Source organism: uncultured Roseovarius sp., assembly GCF_913054395.1.
Lineage (GTDB): Bacteria > Pseudomonadota > Alphaproteobacteria > Rhodobacterales > Rhodobacteraceae > Roseovarius.
The window spans coordinates 1-16,786 of the sequence record NZ_CAJXIP010000075.1 but is presented as its reverse complement, the minus strand read 5'-3'; the positions used below and the strand labels follow the sequence as shown (position 1 = coordinate 16,786).

General features: G+C 61.9%; 17 protein-coding genes. 4 read left to right on the top strand and 13 right to left on the bottom strand.

Translation table 11 applies throughout. The features are described from left to right. The 5 genes from QZ522_RS11495 to fabD form a co-directional block, all read right to left on the bottom strand. A partial coding sequence (locus QZ522_RS11495) for a beta-ketoacyl synthase N-terminal-like domain-containing protein (protein WP_294611371.1) occupies nt 1-751 on the bottom strand: 751 nt, incomplete at its 3' end. Between the two features lie 136 nt (nt 752-887). Further along, nucleotides 888-1,631 carry a 1-(5-phosphoribosyl)-5-[(5-phosphoribosylamino)methylideneamino] imidazole-4-carboxamide isomerase gene (locus tag QZ522_RS11490; protein ID WP_294611368.1) on the bottom strand — a complete coding sequence of 248 codons (744 nt, stop codon included), beginning with the start codon at nt 1,629-1,631 and terminating at the stop codon, nt 888-890. 199 nt (nt 1,632-1,830) lie between these two features. Next, complete coding sequence (locus tag QZ522_RS11485; protein WP_073197975.1) at nt 1,831-2,064, bottom strand: acyl carrier protein; 234 nt, start codon at nt 2,062-2,064, stop codon at nt 1,831-1,833. Between the two features lie 402 nt (nt 2,065-2,466). Beyond that, a complete protein-coding gene (gene fabG, locus QZ522_RS11480; protein WP_294611362.1) occupies nt 2,467-3,204 on the bottom strand; it encodes a 3-oxoacyl-[acyl-carrier-protein] reductase in 738 nt (245 codons plus the stop codon). 33 nt (nt 3,205-3,237) lie between these two features. Further along, on the bottom strand, nt 3,238-4,185 hold the full coding sequence (gene fabD, locus QZ522_RS11475; protein ID WP_294611359.1) for an ACP S-malonyltransferase: 948 nt from the start codon (nt 4,183-4,185) through the stop codon (nt 3,238-3,240). Nucleotides 4,186-4,348: 163 nt separating this feature from the next. Here fabD and QZ522_RS11470 point away from each other — a divergent pair, with 163 nt between their 5' ends. After that, a complete protein-coding gene (locus QZ522_RS11470) occupies nt 4,349-5,563 on the top strand; it encodes a cytochrome b/b6 domain-containing protein (protein WP_294611357.1) in 1,215 nt (404 codons plus the stop codon). Between the two features lie 9 nt (nt 5,564-5,572). Here QZ522_RS11470 and QZ522_RS11465 read toward each other — a convergent pair whose 3' ends face one another. The 6 genes from QZ522_RS11465 to QZ522_RS11440 all read right to left on the bottom strand — a co-directional run bounded on the left by QZ522_RS11465 (nt 5,573) and on the right by QZ522_RS11440 (nt 10,033). Continuing rightward, nucleotides 5,573-5,770, bottom strand: a complete 198-nt coding sequence (locus QZ522_RS11465; protein ID WP_294611353.1) for a Trm112 family protein — start codon at nt 5,768-5,770, stop codon at nt 5,573-5,575. Then, nucleotides 5,767-6,414, bottom strand: a complete 648-nt coding sequence (locus QZ522_RS11460) for an LON peptidase substrate-binding domain-containing protein (RefSeq protein ID WP_294611350.1) — start codon at nt 6,412-6,414, stop codon at nt 5,767-5,769. Before QZ522_RS11460 ends, QZ522_RS11465 begins: the two co-directional genes overlap by 4 nt. Before the next feature lie 26 nt (nt 6,415-6,440). Beyond that, nucleotides 6,441-7,358, bottom strand: a complete 918-nt coding sequence (locus QZ522_RS11455; protein ID WP_294611347.1) for a co-chaperone YbbN — start codon at nt 7,356-7,358, stop codon at nt 6,441-6,443. Between the two features lie 53 nt (nt 7,359-7,411). After that, nucleotides 7,412-8,200 (bottom strand): exodeoxyribonuclease III, encoded by a 789-nt coding sequence (locus QZ522_RS11450; RefSeq protein ID WP_294611345.1) that lies wholly within the window; start codon nt 8,198-8,200, stop codon nt 7,412-7,414. A 129-nt stretch (nt 8,201-8,329) separates the two neighbouring features. Further along, nucleotides 8,330-9,085, bottom strand: coding sequence for an NYN domain-containing protein (locus QZ522_RS11445; RefSeq protein ID WP_294611344.1), 756 nt, complete (start codon nt 9,083-9,085; stop codon nt 8,330-8,332). 261 nt (nt 9,086-9,346) lie between these two features. Then, the gene (locus tag QZ522_RS11440) at nt 9,347-10,033 is read right to left on the bottom strand and encodes a response regulator transcription factor (RefSeq protein ID WP_294611341.1); all 687 of its coding nucleotides are present in this window, start codon (nt 10,031-10,033) and stop codon (nt 9,347-9,349) included. A gap of 159 nt (nt 10,034-10,192) precedes the next feature. On the opposite strand from QZ522_RS11440, the gene ribA reads away from it, so the two are divergent. Continuing rightward, nucleotides 10,193-11,284: a GTP cyclohydrolase II gene (gene ribA / locus QZ522_RS11435; protein WP_294611338.1), complete on the top strand. Its 1,092-nt coding sequence runs from the start codon at nt 10,193-10,195 to the stop codon at nt 11,282-11,284. 105 nt (nt 11,285-11,389) lie between these two features. Here the strand turns inward: ribA and QZ522_RS11430 are convergent, their stop codons facing one another. Further along, nucleotides 11,390-12,760 (bottom strand): sodium:proline symporter, encoded by a 1,371-nt coding sequence (locus QZ522_RS11430; RefSeq protein ID WP_294611335.1) that lies wholly within the window; start codon nt 12,758-12,760, stop codon nt 11,390-11,392. Between the two features lie 149 nt (nt 12,761-12,909). After that, nucleotides 12,910-13,689, bottom strand: a complete 780-nt coding sequence (locus QZ522_RS11425) for an SDR family oxidoreductase (RefSeq protein ID WP_294611332.1) — start codon at nt 13,687-13,689, stop codon at nt 12,910-12,912. A 222-nt stretch (nt 13,690-13,911) separates the two neighbouring features. On the opposite strand from QZ522_RS11425, the gene QZ522_RS11420 reads away from it, so the two are divergent. Together QZ522_RS11420 and QZ522_RS11415 are read left to right on the top strand one after the other, a co-directional pair. Next, nucleotides 13,912-14,925: a Hint domain-containing protein gene (locus QZ522_RS11420; protein WP_294611330.1), complete on the top strand. Its 1,014-nt coding sequence runs from the start codon at nt 13,912-13,914 to the stop codon at nt 14,923-14,925. A gap of 111 nt (nt 14,926-15,036) precedes the next feature. After that, nucleotides 15,037-16,644, top strand: coding sequence for a peptide chain release factor 3 (locus QZ522_RS11415; RefSeq protein WP_294611327.1), 1,608 nt, complete (start codon nt 15,037-15,039; stop codon nt 16,642-16,644). Nucleotides 16,645-16,786: the final 142 nt, after the last annotated feature.

The following is a 16,786-nucleotide window of genomic DNA, read 5'->3' as shown; positions in this document are numbered from 1 at the left end:
ATTCTTCCAGCACCACGATGCCCGCGCCCTCGCCCATGACAAAGCCGTCGCGGTCGTCGTCATAGGGGCGGCTGGCGCCCTTGGGATCATCGGCGCGCTTGGTCGAAAGCGCCTTGCAGGCGTTGAACCCGGCAATGCCGATCTCGCAGATCGCCGCCTCGGCGCCGCCGGCCACCATCACATCGGCATCGCCGAACATGATAAGGCGGGTCGCATCGCCAATCGCATGCGCCCCGGTCGAACAGGCGGTCACAACCGAATGGTTCGGCCCCTTGAAGCCATAGCGAATGCTCACCTGACCGCTGATCAGGTTGATCAGCGCGCCGGGGATGAAGAACGGCGACACCCGCCGCACGCCCTTGTCGCGGATGATAAGGGTGGTCTCTTCGATAGAGCGCAGCCCGCCGATGCCGGAGCCAAGCATCACACCGGTACGTTCGCGCGCCTCGTCGTCCTCGGGCATCCAGCCGGAATCCTCGACCGCCTGCTGCGCCGCCGCCATGCCGTAAAGGATGAAATCATCGACTTTGCGGCGCTCTTTGGGCAGCATGAAATCGTCGGCGTTGAACGTCCCGTCGCTGCCATCGCCAAGCGGCACCTCACAGGCATAGGTGGTTGCGACATTACAGGGATCAAAGCGGATAATCGTTCCCGCCCCTGATTGCCCATCCAACAGCCGTTTCCAGCTTTCTTCGACCCCGGATGCAAGCGGGGTTACAAGACCCAGACCCGTGACAACGACACGCCGCATATGCTGCCCTTTCATAGCTTATTCTTGCAAAGCTCTTACCCCGGCTTGCCCCCGGGGGGCAAGTGCCGCGCGCATCACTACGCGGCGACACGCCCAGTTTTCCGGCGTGCCGCCCAATTCGTAAGAGGCCGATCGCCTATTGGAACTCGGCTTTCGGCTCTGCGGGCGCCTGCGCAACCGCAAGCGCTTCGCCAAGATCGACATCCTTGGAAAACAACGCCCGGCCAATCATCGCGCCGGCGATGTTGGGAATATACTTCAGCCGCGCCACGTCATCGACAGTGCGCACCGTGCCGCGTGCGATCACCGGCTGGCGGGTGGTGGCGGCAAGCCCGGAGATGAGCCCAAGACTGCCATCGCTGTCCTCGATATCGGCGTCGATATCGGTCACGATGATCCCCGCAAGCGGCACCCCGTCAAAGGCCTGGACAAAGGCCTCGGGGCTGAAGGCGCTGGAACTACGCCAGCCATCGGTCATCATCATGCCCTGATAGATATCCACCGCCACAACGATCTGATCGGGGTGATATTTGGCCAGCTCCTTGACGGTCTCGGAATCCTGCACCGCCATGGTGCCGATCACGATCCGCCCGGCCCCCTTGTCGATCCAGCGACCCACTGCTTCGCGCGAGCGGAAACCGCCGCCAAGCTGGACAGGGATGCCAGCCGCCCGAATGATCTCGGCGATCAGATCTTCATGGCCGTCCTCGCCGCACAGCCCGTTGATATCGGTCAGATGCATCCACTCCGCACCCGCCGCGGCAAAGCTGCGGGCGGTCTCGACCGGGTCCACATGCCAGATCACCGGCTCGTCCAGCCGTCCGCGCGTCAGGCTGACGCATTTGCCATTCAGAATTTCCATCGTCGGATAGATGATCATCATCGCGCCCTTTTTTAAGGTCAAACCCCCGGCGGTTATGCCGGTCGAGGGCCAGTCTGCATTTTTCGCGGGCCGCAGACTGTCCTTAAATCGGCATGATAGGGACATTTCGCGGCCATGCCGCAAACCGCGGGACGGCCCCTGAAATGCAAAAGGCCCCGCCAGATGGCAGGGCCTTCAGTCGCACGAAGCGAAAAACTCAGGACGCTTCGGTGATGAACTTCACTGCGTCGCCGAAGGTTTGGATCGTATCGGCAGCATCGTCGGGAATCTCGATGCCGAATTCCTCTTCGAAGGCCATGACCAGTTCGACCGTGTCCAGGCTGTCAGCGCCAAGATCGTCGATGAACGAGGCTTTTTCGACAACCTTGTCCTCTTCAACGCCCAGGTGTTCCACAACGATCTTTTTAACGCGGTCTGCGATATCGCTCATGTCATAATCCTCATCGTTTTTTGGGCACTTTTGCCCGTTTTGTGCCCCCGGTCAAACCAAGAGGCGGCTTTCATACTGCCCCAGCGGGCGGCTCTCGACTACCCGCAATCTGCGGTCCACCGGGAAGAATCCGCTTGGTTCTCCGGTAATTCTGCGCCGCCTATAGCACATGGCGCGGCATTGGCAAATGCTTTCACGAGACTGAACTTTCCCCCCGGACCGCCCCCGGACCTGCACGGCTTCAAGCTATGGCATATAAATGCCGACCATTGCCAGGATTCAAAACACGCCGGGGCCCCGGTCCTCACGCGATTGTCAGTGCTGCGACTTTCATCTTTCCGAAAATACTCAACTCGGCACCGATCAAAGCCGCGCCCGCGCCTCCGCTCTATCCGCAAGGTTTCAGAGCATCGCCATGCCGCCATTCACATGCAGCGTGGCGCCGGTGACATAGCCCGCCTCGGGGCTTGCAAGGTAAAGCACGGCGGCGGCGATCTCTTCCGGGGTTCCCATGCGCGCGGCAGGGACTTTCTCGTTAAGCGCCGCTTTCTGATCATCGCCAAGCTTATCTGTCATCGGCGTCGCGATAAAGCCAGGGGCGACCACATTGGCGGTGATGCCGCGGCTGGCAACCTCGAAAGCGATGGATTTGGTCATGCCGACCAGACCGGCCTTGGCGGCGGCATAATTGACCTGTCCGGGGTTTCCGGTGGCGCCCACGATCGAGCCGATATTGATGATCCTCCCCCAGCGGGATTTCATCATCGGGCGCACGGCACCGCGGCACAGGCGCATCGCCGCCGTCAGGTTGACGTCGATCACATCATGCCAGTCATCGTCGGACATCCGCATGAAAAGCTGATCGCGGGTGATCCCGGCATTGTTGACCAGAACGTCAAGGCTTCCCATTGCCGCGATGGCGGCCTTGGGAAGCGCCTCGACCGCGTCTTTATCACCAAGATTGCAGGGCAGGACATGGGCGCGCTCGCCAAGCTCAGCGGCCAGTGCCTCAAGCGGCGCGACCCGCGTACCGCTCAGCCCGACGGTCGCCCCCGCACCATGCAGGGCGCGCGCAATCGCCGCGCCGATGCCCCCGGATGCGCCGGTAACCAGCGCGGATTTTCCTGTCAGATCAAACATTTGAATTCCTTTCTTTACGAAACGCCCGGCAACTCAGGCTCCGGCATATGCCTCTGCGGCAGCTTGCACATCGTCGGGGGTGCCCACGGCACGGCAGGCCATCTCGCGGTCGATCCGCCGGACCATGCCCGACAGCGCCTTGCCCGCGCCGATTTCCCAGGCCTCGCTGACGCCCTCACCCGCCATATAGATCACGGATTCGCGCCACCGCACCAGCCCGGTCACCTGTTCGACCAGAAGCGCGCGGATCTCATCGGGGTCGGTCACCGCCGTCGCGCGCACGTTGGCAACAAGGGCCGGTACGGGGGCGTTGATGGTCACTTCGGCCAGCGCCGCCGCCATGGCTTCGGCCGCAGGCGCCATCAGTGCGCAATGGAAGGGGGCGCTCACCGGCAACAGCAAGGCGCGTTTGGCGCCCTTGGCCTTGGCCAGCTCAAGCGCGCGTTCTACGGCCCCCCTGTGGCCCGAGACCACAACCTGAGCCGGGTCATTGTCGTTGGCCGCCTGACAGATCTCGCCCTGCGCGGCCTCATCCGCGACGGCGCGCGCACCGTCAAGATCAAGCCCAAGAAGGGCCGCCATCGCGCCGACACCCACCGGCACGGCCTTTTGCATCGCCAGCCCGCGAATCCGCAGCAGGCGTGCGGTATCCGCGACGCTCAGCGCACCTGCCGCCGCAAGGGCCGAATATTCCCCAAGCGAGTGCCCGGCCACAAAACCGGCGGCCCGCGCGATATCGACGCCTTCGGCCTCAAGCGCGCGCAGCGCTGCAAGCGAGGTCGCCATCAAGGCTGGCTGGGCGTTCTCGGTCAGGGTCAGGGTCTCCGGGTCTCCCTCCCAGATCAACGCGGACAACTTTTCGCCCAATGCGTCATCAACCTCGTCGAAAACCGCCTTGGCCGCCGGATAAGTCTCGGCCAGGGCGCGCCCCATGCCTATGGTCTGGGCCCCCTGTCCGGGAAATACGAATGCTCGGGTCATTTACTCTTTGCCTCCCTTGAAGTGTCCCCGGATACCGCGCCGGGCGCGCCATGGCAACGCTCTTTGGGTATCTTGCAAGGCTGCACGTGCGCTGTGCGCCAACTGCCATTGTCCTGTGCGGGCATTTGGCTAGATTGGCCGCGCAACCAAAAGGATACGCGCGATGCCCCTTACCAACTCGGCCACCACCTATGGCGGTGTGACAAAAACCTTTCACTGGCTGACCGCGCTGTTGATCCTGTCCAACATTCCGATCGGCCTCATCGCAAGTGATCTGGCATATGAGATCGAGAGCGCCCCAACCGAGGCCCTGATCGAGCGGGCCACTTTTTTGTTTTCACTACACAAGACCATTGGCGTGGCGATGTTCTTTGTGGCCCTCGCGCGGATTGCCTGGGCTCTAAGCCAGCCCAAGCCGGGGCTTTTGAATGGCGACAAATGGCTTGAGGCCTGGGCAGCCGAGACCGTGCATTGGCTGCTTTACGGATCGCTTGTCGCCGTGCCGCTGTCGGGCTGGGTGCATCACGCGGCCACCTCGGGGTTTGCGCCGATCTGGTGGCCCTTTGGACAGAATTTGCCGCTGGTGCCCAAGTCCGAGGCGCTGTCGGCGCTTGCGGGCACCCTGCATTATATCCTGCAATGGGTGCTGATCGCTGCGATTGGCGCGCATGTGGCGGGGGCGCTCAAGCACCATGTCCTGGACCGCGATGCAACGCTGCGCCGGATGCTGCCGGGTCATGCCCCCGGCCAGCCCACCGCACGCCAGCCCGACCATGTTCTGCCGTTTGTCACGGCCCTGGCGGTCTGGCTGGCGGCGCTTGGCGGGGCGGGTATGCTTGGCTGGTTCGGTGCGGGGACTGGCAACACCGCCCCCGGCCTTGCGCAGATCGAGAGCGACTGGACCGTCTCGGAGGGCAGTCTTACGATCACCGTGCAGCAGATGGGGTCATCGGTACAGGGCAGCTTTGCCGACTGGACCGCCGATATCACCTATGACGAAACCGGCGATGCCAGCGGCAAGCACGGCAGCGCAGATGTCACCATCGCGATTGGTTCACTGTCGCTGGGCTCGGTCACGAAACAGGCGATGGGTGCGGATTATTTCAATGTCAGCGACTTTCCCACCGCACAGTTCAGCGCCGATCTGATCGACACCGATCAGGGCCATGTGGCACGCGGCACGCTGACCATCCGCGATCAATCGGTGCCTGTCGAGATGCCCTTTGACCTTGCGATCGAGGGCAACACCGCCACCGTCAGTGGCGGGGTGTCGGTGGATCGGCGCGCGTTTGGCCTTGGCACCGGCGTGACCGATGCCAATTCGCTTGGCTTTGGGGTCGATATCAAGGTCGATCTGATCGCCAGTCGCGCGCCCTGAGCGGGCGCGCTAGTCGTCGATCCTGCGCGCCTCATCAATCAGCATCACCGGGATACCGTTGCGAATGGGAAAGGCCAGACCGGCAGTCTTGCTGATCAATTCCTGACGCTCTGCGTCATATGACAGGGTCTGATGGGTCTGCGGACAGATCAGCGCCTCCAGCATGCGCCGGTCAAAGGCGGGGGGATTTTCAGGGGTGTCGTTCATTGCATGATATCCTCGCTGTCGCCGCCACGCAGCTTATATTCGATCAGGGTGACAAGGGTTTCGCGCCGCGTGCTGAGCGAAGGCGCCTCAAGCAGGGCCTGTTTGTCCTCAGGCTCGAACCCAAGAAGCATCGAGAGCGAGTTTATCAAAAGCTCGTCCTCGGCCTCTTTCAGGGAATCCCAGTCGGTCTGCAACTCGCGCGCGGAAAAATAGCGCGACAAGAGGTTCATGAAGGCCTCGCGGTCAAAACACGGGTCCTCGTCCGTGGGGCCCATGTCGCGCTCGAACCCGGCCCAGGACACCCTGGCGCGCCGATATGGGGTAAAACCCTCAACCTCTTCCAACAGGCGGAACCGCGACACGCCGGTCAGCGTGATCATATAGCGCCCGTCCTCGGTTTCCGAGAATTGCGTCACCCGCCCGACACAGCCGATGGTGTGCAATCCGGTGCCCTCGTCACGGCCAGGAACACGGTTGGGCTGAATCATCCCGATAAGCCGCGAGGACGTTTTAAGGGTATCCTCGAGCATCGCCAGATAGCGCGGCTCGAACAGGTGCAACGGCAAGCGCGAGCGCGGCAAGAGCAGCGCGCCCGGCAGGGGGAATACCGGAATTATCTCAGGCAGATCGACGTTTTTTGTCATGCACCTTACCTAGCCCGGCAAATGCCTCAGGCAAATATCATCGAGCTCAATTTTCGGCGCCCGTTCAACACCACCGGATCGTTGGGCTTGAGGGCCTCGAAAATGGTGAAAAGCTGGGTCTTGGCGGCGCCGTCGTTCCATTCGCGATCGGCGCGGAAAATCTCGAGCAATTCATCAACCGCCTCTGCGGCCTGACCGGTGGCATAAAGCGCCTGCGCCAGATCAAAGCGCGCCTGAAGATTGCTTGGGTCGGCCTCGACAGCAGCGCGCAAATCGGCAACAGGGCCTGCATCCGCGGCCTGACGGGCAAGGGCGATCTGGGCCTGCACGGCCTCGATCTCGGGGGCGGTGGCGATCTCGGCCGGGGCTCCATTCAGGATCGCCTCGGCCTGATCAAGCTCGCCCAGGGCGATTTCGGCGCGGGCCATGCCGGCATGGGCGCGCGCATTGTTGGGGTCTTCCTGCGCGATGGCGGCATAGGTTTGCGCCGCATCGGCAACCGCGCCCTCTTCGAGCATCTCGTCGGCCGCATCAAGTGCGGCGTCAAGCCCGCCGTCGGGCGCGCCGCCACTGGCCTCGATCACCCGCGCCACAAAGGCGTCGATTTCCGAGGGCGGCACCGCGCCCTGAAAGCCGTCGACCGGCTGCCCCTGCCAGAAGGCATAGACCGTCGGGATGGATTGCACCCGCAACTGGCCAGCGATCATCTGGTTTTCATCGACGTTGACCTTGGCCATCTTCACGGCACCCTTGGCGCGTGTCACCTCCGCCTCAAGCGCCGGGCCAAGCGTCTTGCAGGGCCCACACCACGGCGCCCAGAAATCAACGATCACTGGTACGCTCTGGGACGCTTCAACGACCTCGGTCATGAAATCGGCCTCGGACACGTCCTTGATCAGGTCGCCCGCCGCCGGGGCGTTTTGGTTTTGGCCAAATTCTAGCATCGCTGTCTTCCTTCCGTTCGCTTGCCCTCTATATGAGCAAGCCTTGGTCGATTTCAAAGGTCAAATGTCGCAAAAACCGGGGCATGATCGCTTGGTTGCTCCCAGCCACGCGCATCGCGCAGGATGCGGCTTGAATGGGCCGAGGCGGCAATATCACCGGTCGCCCAGACATGATCAAGCCGCCGCCCCTTGTCCGCCTCCGACCAATCCCTGGCACGGTAGGACCACCAGCTATAGAGCAACCCGTCGGGAATATCGGCGCGGGTCACATCGCCCCAGCCACCGGCCTCCATCACATCATGAAAGTGCTCGACCTCGACCGGGGTGTGGCTGACGATTTTCAATAGCTTCTTGTGGCTCCAGACGTCGTCTTCGCGCGGAGCGATATTGAGATCTCCCACCAGAATGGATTTTTCCGGGCGGCTGTCACGGAACCAGTCGCGCATCTCGGTCAGGTAATCGAGCTTTTGGCCGAATTTCTCGTTCTTGTCGCGATCCGGGATATCGCCGCCCGCAGGCACATAGAAATTGTGGATCGTCACGCCGTTTTCCAGCCGCCCGGCGACGTGGCGGGCATGGCCGAGGCTGGCAAAATCCTTGTCGCCCGCATCCTCGATCGGCAGCTTCGAGAGGATCGCAACCCCGTTATAGCCCTTCTGCCCGCGTGCAACCACATGGCCATAGCCGAGCTCGGCAAAGCGCGCGAGCGGCATCTTGTCGACCGGGCTTTTGCATTCCTGAAGGCACAGGACATCCGGTGCCTCTTCGCTTAGAAGCCGCGAGACAAGCGCCTCGCGCAGGCGGACCGAATTGATGTTCCAGGTTGCCAATGTAAACGCCATGCCGCCTCTCCTCTGCCCGTTTCGGGCCAGACCCTAAAGCGATGTGCGCCAAGGCACCAGCCGGAACGACGGGGGGCGGCGAAAAAGTGGCGTCAGACCAGGGGGCGGCGCGCCAACGGGCGCCCTGCCCTATGTCGGGGCGAAGGCTTCGGGCCGGAAGCGGACGAACGCTTCGGGGCCACGCGGGTCAAGATCATATAAATTGGGACGCTTTGTCAGGTAAGCCCGCCAAGTACGCTCGGGTTGCTCGCTGATTTTTGTGGCATGCGCAGCGTGCATCTCGCGCGCCAGGTCGACAATTTTCATGCCGCGACTTTTCGCGCTATGCTTGGCGATAATTGCCTTTATTTTCCGATCAAGCATGCTCACGTTCGACACCGCCGGTTTTGTGACGGATGCGGGTGCTTTGGCGGGCGCCACCGACGCCTTTACAACAGGCGTCGGTGGCTTGGCGACGGGTGTCGTGACGCTGCACTGCGCCGTTTTTAGAACGGTGAAAGTGGTACAGGCCAGGCGAAAGCTTTGGGGTGATTTTGCCTCGCCCATTCCATGCACATGCAGCCCCCTTTCGCGCAGGCGCTGCGCCACATGGGTAAAATCGCCATCCGATGTCGCGATCACAAAGTTTTCAATCCCACCGGTCAGCGCAAGTTCCATCGCGTCAATGCACAACAGGATGTCGGCGGCATTCTTGCCGGAGCCCGCATGCATCACGCGATACCCCGGTGTGCTCAGCCAATCGGACTTGATATTCGCAGCCGCATAAACCCGCGTAACATCCACCCGGCCAAGCCGCCGCCCCGCGCAACGAACCTGCTCGGCATGCATTGCGTTAATGTTGTCGCCATCCACCAGAACCGCAACGCGTTCAACCGTCAGGCCCATCTTCCAATTTCCATCTGCCATAGGGAGAATGGCTATGCGCAAATTCGGGCCATACTTTGACAGTTTAAAGAAAAACGACAGGGCTTATCCGGGCCTCCCAAAATCCCTGGGGCACGCGATGCAAAAGGGGCGGCCAAAGGAAAAATACCCCGGCACGCAGGCCGGGGTAGTCCAACAGGGAGGTACATGCGTTACCGCACATACAACGCAGAGTAGCACAGTTATCCGGGTTTTGGATACACCTTTGATCGCGGAACGCGCTCAGACCACCAGACGATAGCCCCCCGATTCCGTCACAAGCAGGCGCGCATTGCCCGGATCGGGCTCGATTTTCTGGCGCAGGCGATAGATGTGGGTTTCAAGCGTATGGGTCGTGACCCCCGCATTATAGCCCCAGACCTCGTGCAGCAGGATGTCGCGCGGCACCACGCCCTCGGTCGAGCGATAGAGGTATTTCAGGATGTTGGTTTCCTTCTCGGTCAGGCGCACCTTGCGATCATCCTCGGTGAGCAGCATCTTCATGGCGGGCTTGAACGTATATGGCCCAAGCTGAAACACCGCATCCTCGGATTGCTCGTGCTGGCGCAGCTGTGCGCGGATTCGCGCCAGAAGCACCGGAAACTTGAACGGCTTGGAAATATAGTCGTTGGCGCCCGCATCAAGGCCAAGGATCGTGTCGGCATCCCCATCGTGGCCGGTCAGCATCATAACCGGCGCCTTGACCCCCTGCTTGCGCATCAGGCGGCAAAGTTCGCGCCCGTCGGTGTCGGGCAGGCCGACGTCGAGAATGACGAGGTCATAGATCATGTCCTTGATCTTGCTCATCGCATCGGCGCCGCTTGTGGCCTCGAACACGTCGAAATCCTCGGTCATGACCAACTGTTCGCCAAGTGCCTCGCGCAGGTCGTCGTCATCGTCCACCAGCAGAATTTTTTTGACTTGTGCCATTTTTCTCTTCCTCGTCCTTTCACAGAACATGAGGGACAAGCGGCCCCGCGACAAGGTATGCAACACAACAATCACGCCCACGTGTTGCTCTGCGAGCGTTTCTTTCAATTCATTACAAAACCACCTACATAAAGGTGATTGCCACCGGAAAGTTTCGCCATGACCCTTGCCCCCGATATCACCGAGATCATCGCCCGCGCCCGCTCTGATTTGCGGATGGGGGTGCCTGTCGTGCTTTCGGGCACGGATGGCCTGGCCTTGGTGATGGCGGCGGAAACGGTGGATGTTCAGCGATTGGCCGATCTGCGCGCACTCGGCGGCAGGCCGGTTCTGGCAATCACCGCACGGCGCGCCGCAACCCTAAAGGCGCGCGCCTATGACGGCGACCTGGCGCGGGTGGTCGTGCCGACGGATGCATCATTGTCCTGGGTTCTGGGGGTGGCGGACCCGGCGGACGATCTCAAGACGCCGATGAAGGGACCGCTCAATTCCGAGCGCGACGGCCCGGCGACGCTGCACCGGATCGCGCTTCACCTGGTGAAATCGGCGCGGCTTTTGCCAGCGGCGCTTGTCCTGCCCCTGAGCGGCGGCACGGAATTCGCGCGGCAAAACGGGCTTACCGCGGTGAATGCCGAACTCGCCGCAGAGCACCTGTTGCGCAGCAGCCCCCTGCACCCCGTTGTCAGTGCGCGCCTGCCGCTCGACGTGTCAGAGGCAGGCCGCCTGCACATCTTTCGCCCCGAAGATGGCGGCGAAGAGCATTACGCGATCGAGATCGGCCAGCCACCACGCGACAGCGCCGTGCTGACCCGGCTGCACTCGGCCTGCTTCACCGGCGATCTGATGGGCAGCCTGAAATGCGATTGCGGCCCGCAATTGCGCGGCGCACTGGCGCAGATGGGGGCCGAAGGGGCCGGCGTGCTGCTTTATCTCAATCAGGAAGGGCGCGGGATCGGTCTTGCGAACAAGATGCGCGCCTATTCGCTTCAGGATCAGGGGTTTGACACGGTCGAGGCCAATCACCGGCTCGGGTTCGAGGATGACGAGCGCGATTTCCGGATTGGCGCGCAGATCCTGACGCTTATGGGCTTTTCGGCGGTGCGGCTCTTGACCAACAACCCCGCCAAGATCGAGATGATGCGCCAGAACGGGATCGAGGTGGTCGAGCGGGTGCCGCTGAAACTTGGCGAGAATGCGCATAACCACGCCTATCTTGCCACCAAGGTCGCGAAATCGGGGCATCTTCTGTAACATCCCCGCGGCTTTTCATCGCCAGGATCGGATTGCGCCCATGAAAAGGCCCCCGGCGCTGATCTGCGACCGGGGACCCCAAGCAAAGCTGCCGTCCGGCAAGCCCTAGGTGCGACGACGCGCGCCGACAAGCACCGCCGTGAACCCGACGACAAGCACAACCACGCAAATCGCCAGAAGCTGCTCGTATTTATGCCCTTCGGGCAGGATCGCCGCCGCCCAGGCCGAGGCGCGTGCGAAATAGGCAGCGGCGCCAAAAATCGCGGCGCCAAAGGCCACCACATAGGCCCAAAGCGCAATCTCGCGGCGCATGGCCAGCCCGACCACGAGGACCGGCGTCAAGAACATGCTCGCCGTGCCGCTGACGGCGGTGGCATCAAACAGCGTCTGATTGTCCCAAAGCGTCAGAAGCGTGCCCAGCACCATGAACACCACCATCGCCGCGCGCCCGCCGCCAAGGGTGCGCGGGCTGAACCGAAGCTCGTCGACCACAAGCCGGGCGGCACTGGCAAGCGCCGAATCCAACGTGCTGAGCGCCGAGATCAACAGCGACACCAGAAGCGCCACGAACAGCCAGGGCGGAAACATGCCTGCCCATGTTCCGATAAGCTGGCCTTCGTATTCCGCGCCGACAAGCGCCGCCTGAATGCCGAAAAAGCCGAAGCCGATGATGCAGAGAGTCGAAATCCAGAAGGCATGCAGGAACGAGCGGCGCGTCGTCGCCGGATCGGCGAGAAACCCGCGATCCATCATCACCGGGTCATGCGCGGGATATGAAAACACCTGAAGCAGCGCGACCACCAGAAGCACCTGACCGTTCCACGATCCCGATGTGCCCTGCGATGTCAGCACCGCACCAAGGTCAAAGCCGGGACTGAGCACGAGTGCCAGAAAGGCAGCGGCAAAGACACCGAGAAAGACCAGCATCTGCAACACATCCGTGCGCAGGGCCGCGCTCAGCCCGCCCCAGGCGCTATAGGCCAGCCCAAGCGCCGCCACGATCAGGATTGCGCCCTCGCGCGCAAGGCCCACCTCGGGCAGGGCCGCCGCAAAGATCAGCCCGACGACCAGCAGATTGGCAAAGACCTCGGACAAGAGCCTGAGACCAATCACCAGGTTGTAACAGGCCACCCCGACCGCACCGAAACTATCGCCAAGCCAGTCCTGAACCGAGCGCGCACCGCCAGAGCGCAAGCGGCCCACAATAAAACCGCCGGTCAGGAAGGACGCGTAATAGGCCGCATAGGCCAGCGTGCCCCAGATGCCGTAGAAATAGCCGAGGATCGCCGAATTCATCAGGGAACGCGCGAAAATCCAGGTGGTGACCTGGCTCAGAACCAGCATCATCAATCCCGGCGCGCGGCCATCCAGCCCGGCCCCGCCGAAAAAACCCTCGATTGTGGCGCGGCGTGGCGACACGACAAGGCTTGCGGCAATCACCAGCCCGAAAAGCCCTATAATAACCATAGCTTGCATTTGAATTCTGTCCCCGTTGTGCAGTGTTTACGGTTTGCCTAGCAGCCCACCGATGGCGAAACCACACCAAACATCGCAACCTACGAATTTGTGACCTGGCCGGAATATCTCCTGCCCGGACAGCGGGCAGGAGTGGCTTTCAACCGCGGTTACAGCGTGGCGTTCACACCGCCACCGTCCAGCAGGATATTCTGCCCGACGATGAAACCGGCATGCTTGCTGCACAGGAATGCACAGGTCGCGCCGAATTCCTCGATCGTGCCATAGCGCCCTGCCGGGATGCCCGCAGCGCGTTGCGCCTTTGCCTGTTCAATCGAGATGCCCTGCGCCTCGCTCACGCCCTTGTCCAGCGACACGGCGCGGTCGGTGGCATGGATGCCCGGCAAGAGGTTGTTGATCGTTACGCCCTTGCCCGCCACCTGCCGCGAGGTGCCCGCGACATAGCCGGTCAGCCCCGCCCGCGCACTGTTGGACAGGCCCAGCACCGCGATCGGCGCCTTGACGGATTGCGAGGTGATATTCACCACTCGGCCCCAGCCGCGCTCCATCATGCCCGGAACCAGCGCCTTGATCAGGGCAATCGGCGTCAGCATGTTTGCATCCAGCGCCTTGATGAAATCTTCGCGCTCCCAATCGGTCCAGAGACCCGGCGGCGGACCACCGGCGTTGTTGACAAGAATATCAACGTCGCCTGCCGCCTCAAGCAGGCACGCGCGCCCCTCTTCGGTGGTGACATCCACGGCAACCGTGACCACATCGACGCCGAAATCGGCGCGGATCTCGGCCGCAGAGGCCTCGAGCGCCTCGGCCCCGCGGGCGTTCATCACAAGATCGACACCCGCCCCGGCAAGTGCCCGCGCGCACCCAAGCCCAAGCCCCTTGGAAGACGCACATACCAGCGCCCGTTTACCGTTCAACCCCAAGTCCATGTCGCACCTCCATATTGTTTCAAGCGGGAATTAACACTGCCCTGATCATAATGACCAGACAAATGCCGCCCCCGCGCGCGCCATCAGAGAACCGCCATGCCCCTGAATAATGCCAAATCTGTTCGGGAATTCACGCTCATTGACCACATGTTGCCATAATTCTAGGCTAGGACCTGAGGCATGGTTTTCCTGTCCGCCCCTTTTTCATAACGGTCATTCTGCATGCCCAAGACCAACATCCGCCCCGCACAATCCATCCCTGTTTTTCAGGCGGTCGACCTGCGCGTGGTGAACGGTGCCAATCTTGGCGATGCCCTGTCATTTGCCAGCGAACTTGATCTTGACGATGTCTATGAATTGCGTCCCCAAGCGCGCCAGTACCGGCTTTCGCTGACGCTTGACGGGGCTGGTCCGTTCGCCATCGCGCCCGAGTCAGAGCTGGGTAAACCCGGCGCGCATGTGCATCTTGATTCCTGCCTGACATTGATGTCGGGCACCGGGCGCACCAGCGAGTTGCTGGTGCTGGTCGAGGTCGATGGCGCGGGCGATGTGACGGATATCTATGCCATGCCGCTGGCACATATGGCGCCCAGGACCGGCTATGCGCTGGTCGGCATGGACCGCGACACGCCGCTTCAGAAATTTGCCCAGCTGGCCTGTGTATCCTTCTCGCAGGGCACCAACATCACCCTGGCCTCTGGCGCGCAGCGCCGGGTCGAAGACCTGGCCGTCGGGGATATGGTTCTGACGCGTGATGACGGTGCGCAGGCGATCCGCTGGATCGGTCAATCCACCGTGCGCGCGGTCGGAGACTTTGCCCCGATCCGCATTCGCGCCGGGGCGTTGCATAATGAAAATGACCTGCTGGTCAGCCCCGACCACCGGCTCTTTATCTATCAGCGATCCGATGCGCTCGGGGCTGGTCGCCACGAGGTCCTGGTGCGCGCCCGCCATCTGGTGAACGGTGATACGGTGCTGCGCGAAACCGGCGGATTCGTGGATTATTTCCAGCTTCTCTTCGATGCCCATCAGATCATCTATGCCGAAGGCATCGCCGCCGAGACCCTTCTGGTCAATCCGCGCACCCGCGCGGTCCTGCCCGCCGACCTGGGCGAAACCCTTGCCTCCGATGGCGACGGACACAGCGCACGCCCGCACATGGACTTCGAAGTCGGGCAGGCCCTGCTCGACCATCCCGATGCGGCAAAAATCCTGAAACGCGCCTCGACGCGATAGCGCCGCCCGGAAAAACCGACACATCTTCCGATGCATTTTCGGCACAGAAGAAAATGCCCGCGCGCCACTGGCTTATTGCGCCCTTCACTTCGGCCCTCTATATGCGCGGTCATGTTGGACACCGCCTCAAACCGCCCCGATCTGCCGGCAGAAATCGCCCGGCGCCGCACCTTTGCGATCATTTCGCATCCGGATGCGGGCAAAACCACCCTCACGGAGAAATTTCTTCTCTACGGGGGCGCCATTCAGATGGCAGGACAGGTGCGCGCCAAGGGCGAGGCCCGGCGCACGCGCTCGGACTTCATGCAGATGGAAAAGGATCGCGGGATTTCGGTCTCGGCCTCGGCCATGTCGTTCGATTTCGGCACCTTCCGCTTCAACCTTGTCGACACGCCCGGACACTCCGACTTTTCGGAAGACACCTATCGCACGCTGACGGCAGTGGATGCGGCGGTGATGGTGATCGACGGCGCCAAGGGTGTGGAAAGCCAGACCCAAAAGCTTTTTGAGGTTTGCCGGTTGCGGGACCTGCCGATCCTGACGTTCTGTAACAAGATGGACCGCGAAAGCCGCGACACCTTTGATATCATCGACGAAATTCAGGAAAACCTTGCGATTGACGTGACTCCGGCAAGCTGGCCGATCGGGGTTGGGCGCGATTTCATGGGCTGTTACGACATGCTGCATGACCGGCTTGAACTGATGGACCGCGCCGATCGCAACAAGGTCGCGCAATCCATCGAGATCAACGGCCTTGACGATCCGCTCCTTGACGAACACGTGCCCGCCAACCTTGTGGCGCAACTGCGCGAAGAGGTGGCGATGGCACGAGAGCTTTTGCCGGCTCTCAACCCGCAGTCGGTACTTGAGGGCCATATGACGCCGATCTGGTTCGGCTCTGCGATCAATTCTTTCGGGGTCAAGGAACTGATGGCCGGAATCGCGGAATACGGCCCCGAGCCGCAAGTGCAAAAGGCCACCCCGCGTGCGATTGCGCCCGAGGAAACCAGGGTCGCGGGCTTTGTCTTCAAGGTTCAGGCCAACATGGACCCGCGCCACCGCGACCGGGTTGCCTTTGTGCGCCTTGCTTCGGGGCATTTCAAACGGGGCATGAAGCTCACGCATGTACGCAGCAAAAAGCCGATAACGGTGAGCGCGCCGGTGCTGTTTCTCGCCTCTGACCGCGAACTTGCCGAAGAGGCCTGGGCGGGGGATATCATCGGTATTCCCAACCACGGGCAATTGCGCATCGGCGACACCCTGACCGAGGGCGAAGACCTGCGCGTGACCGGAATCCCGTCCTTTGCCCCCGAGCTTTTGCAACAGGCCCGCGCGGGCGATCCGATGAAGGCCAAGCACCTGGAAAAAGCGCTGATGCAATTCGCCGAAGAGGGCGCCGCCAAGGTGTTCAAACCGGCCTTTGGCTCAGGCTTTATCGTCGGCGTCGTGGGCGCGCTGCAATTCGAGGTGCTGGCAAGCAGGATCGAACAGGAATACGGCCTGCCGGTACGCTTTGAGAACTCGCAGTTCACCTCTGCTCGCTGGGTCAATGGCCCCAAGGCGGCGGTCGACAAGTTCACCGAGGCCAACAAACAGCATATCGCGCGCGACAATGACGGCGACATTGTTTACCTGACGCGGATGCAGTGGGACATCGACAGGGTCGAACGCGACTATCCCGATGTGACGCTGACCTCGACCAAGGAAATGATGGTTTAGCGCGGCACGCCTTTCACCACGGAACAGCTGCACACAAAAGAAACGCCGGGGTGTTGCCCCGGCGTTTCGTGTTGTTGGCCCCTGCCCGGTCTAGTTCGGCATGAGGGCCGGGACGATGGTGACAATCGAGGGAAAGAACCAC

Bases quoted from the DNA above. Each gene is read 5' to 3' on its own strand.
- QZ522_RS11490 (WP_294611368.1), bottom strand. From the start codon at position 1,631: ATGATCATCTATCCGACGATGGAAATTCTGAATGGCAAATGCGTCAGC.
- QZ522_RS11485 (WP_073197975.1), bottom strand. From the start codon at position 2,064: ATGAGCGATATCGCAGACCGCGTTAAAAAGATCGTTGTGGAACACCTG.
- fabG (WP_294611362.1), bottom strand. From the start codon at position 3,204: ATGTTTGATCTGACAGGAAAATCCGCGCTGGTTACCGGCGCATCCGGG.
- fabD (WP_294611359.1), bottom strand. From the start codon at position 4,185: ATGACCCGAGCATTCGTATTTCCCGGACAGGGGGCCCAGACCATAGGC.
- QZ522_RS11470 (WP_294611357.1), top strand. From the start codon at position 4,349: ATGCCCCTTACCAACTCGGCCACCACCTATGGCGGTGTGACAAAAACC.
- QZ522_RS11465 (WP_294611353.1), bottom strand. From the start codon at position 5,770: ATGAACGACACCCCTGAAAATCCCCCCGCCTTTGACCGGCGCATGCTG.
- QZ522_RS11460 (WP_294611350.1), bottom strand. From the start codon at position 6,414: ATGACAAAAAACGTCGATCTGCCTGAGATAATTCCGGTATTCCCCCTG.
- QZ522_RS11455 (WP_294611347.1), bottom strand. From the start codon at position 7,358: ATGCTAGAATTTGGCCAAAACCAAAACGCCCCGGCGGCGGGCGACCTG.
- QZ522_RS11450 (WP_294611345.1), bottom strand. From the start codon at position 8,200: ATGGCGTTTACATTGGCAACCTGGAACATCAATTCGGTCCGCCTGCGC.
- QZ522_RS11445 (WP_294611344.1), bottom strand. From the start codon at position 9,085: ATGGGCCTGACGGTTGAACGCGTTGCGGTTCTGGTGGATGGCGACAAC.
- QZ522_RS11440 (WP_294611341.1), bottom strand. From the start codon at position 10,033: ATGGCACAAGTCAAAAAAATTCTGCTGGTGGACGATGACGACGACCTG.
- ribA (WP_294611338.1), top strand. From the start codon at position 10,193: ATGACCCTTGCCCCCGATATCACCGAGATCATCGCCCGCGCCCGCTCT.
- QZ522_RS11430 (WP_294611335.1), bottom strand. From the start codon at position 12,760: ATGCAAGCTATGGTTATTATAGGGCTTTTCGGGCTGGTGATTGCCGCA.
- QZ522_RS11425 (WP_294611332.1), bottom strand. From the start codon at position 13,689: ATGGACTTGGGGTTGAACGGTAAACGGGCGCTGGTATGTGCGTCTTCC.
- QZ522_RS11420 (WP_294611330.1), top strand. From the start codon at position 13,912: ATGCCCAAGACCAACATCCGCCCCGCACAATCCATCCCTGTTTTTCAG.
- QZ522_RS11415 (WP_294611327.1), top strand. From the start codon at position 15,037: ATGTTGGACACCGCCTCAAACCGCCCCGATCTGCCGGCAGAAATCGCC.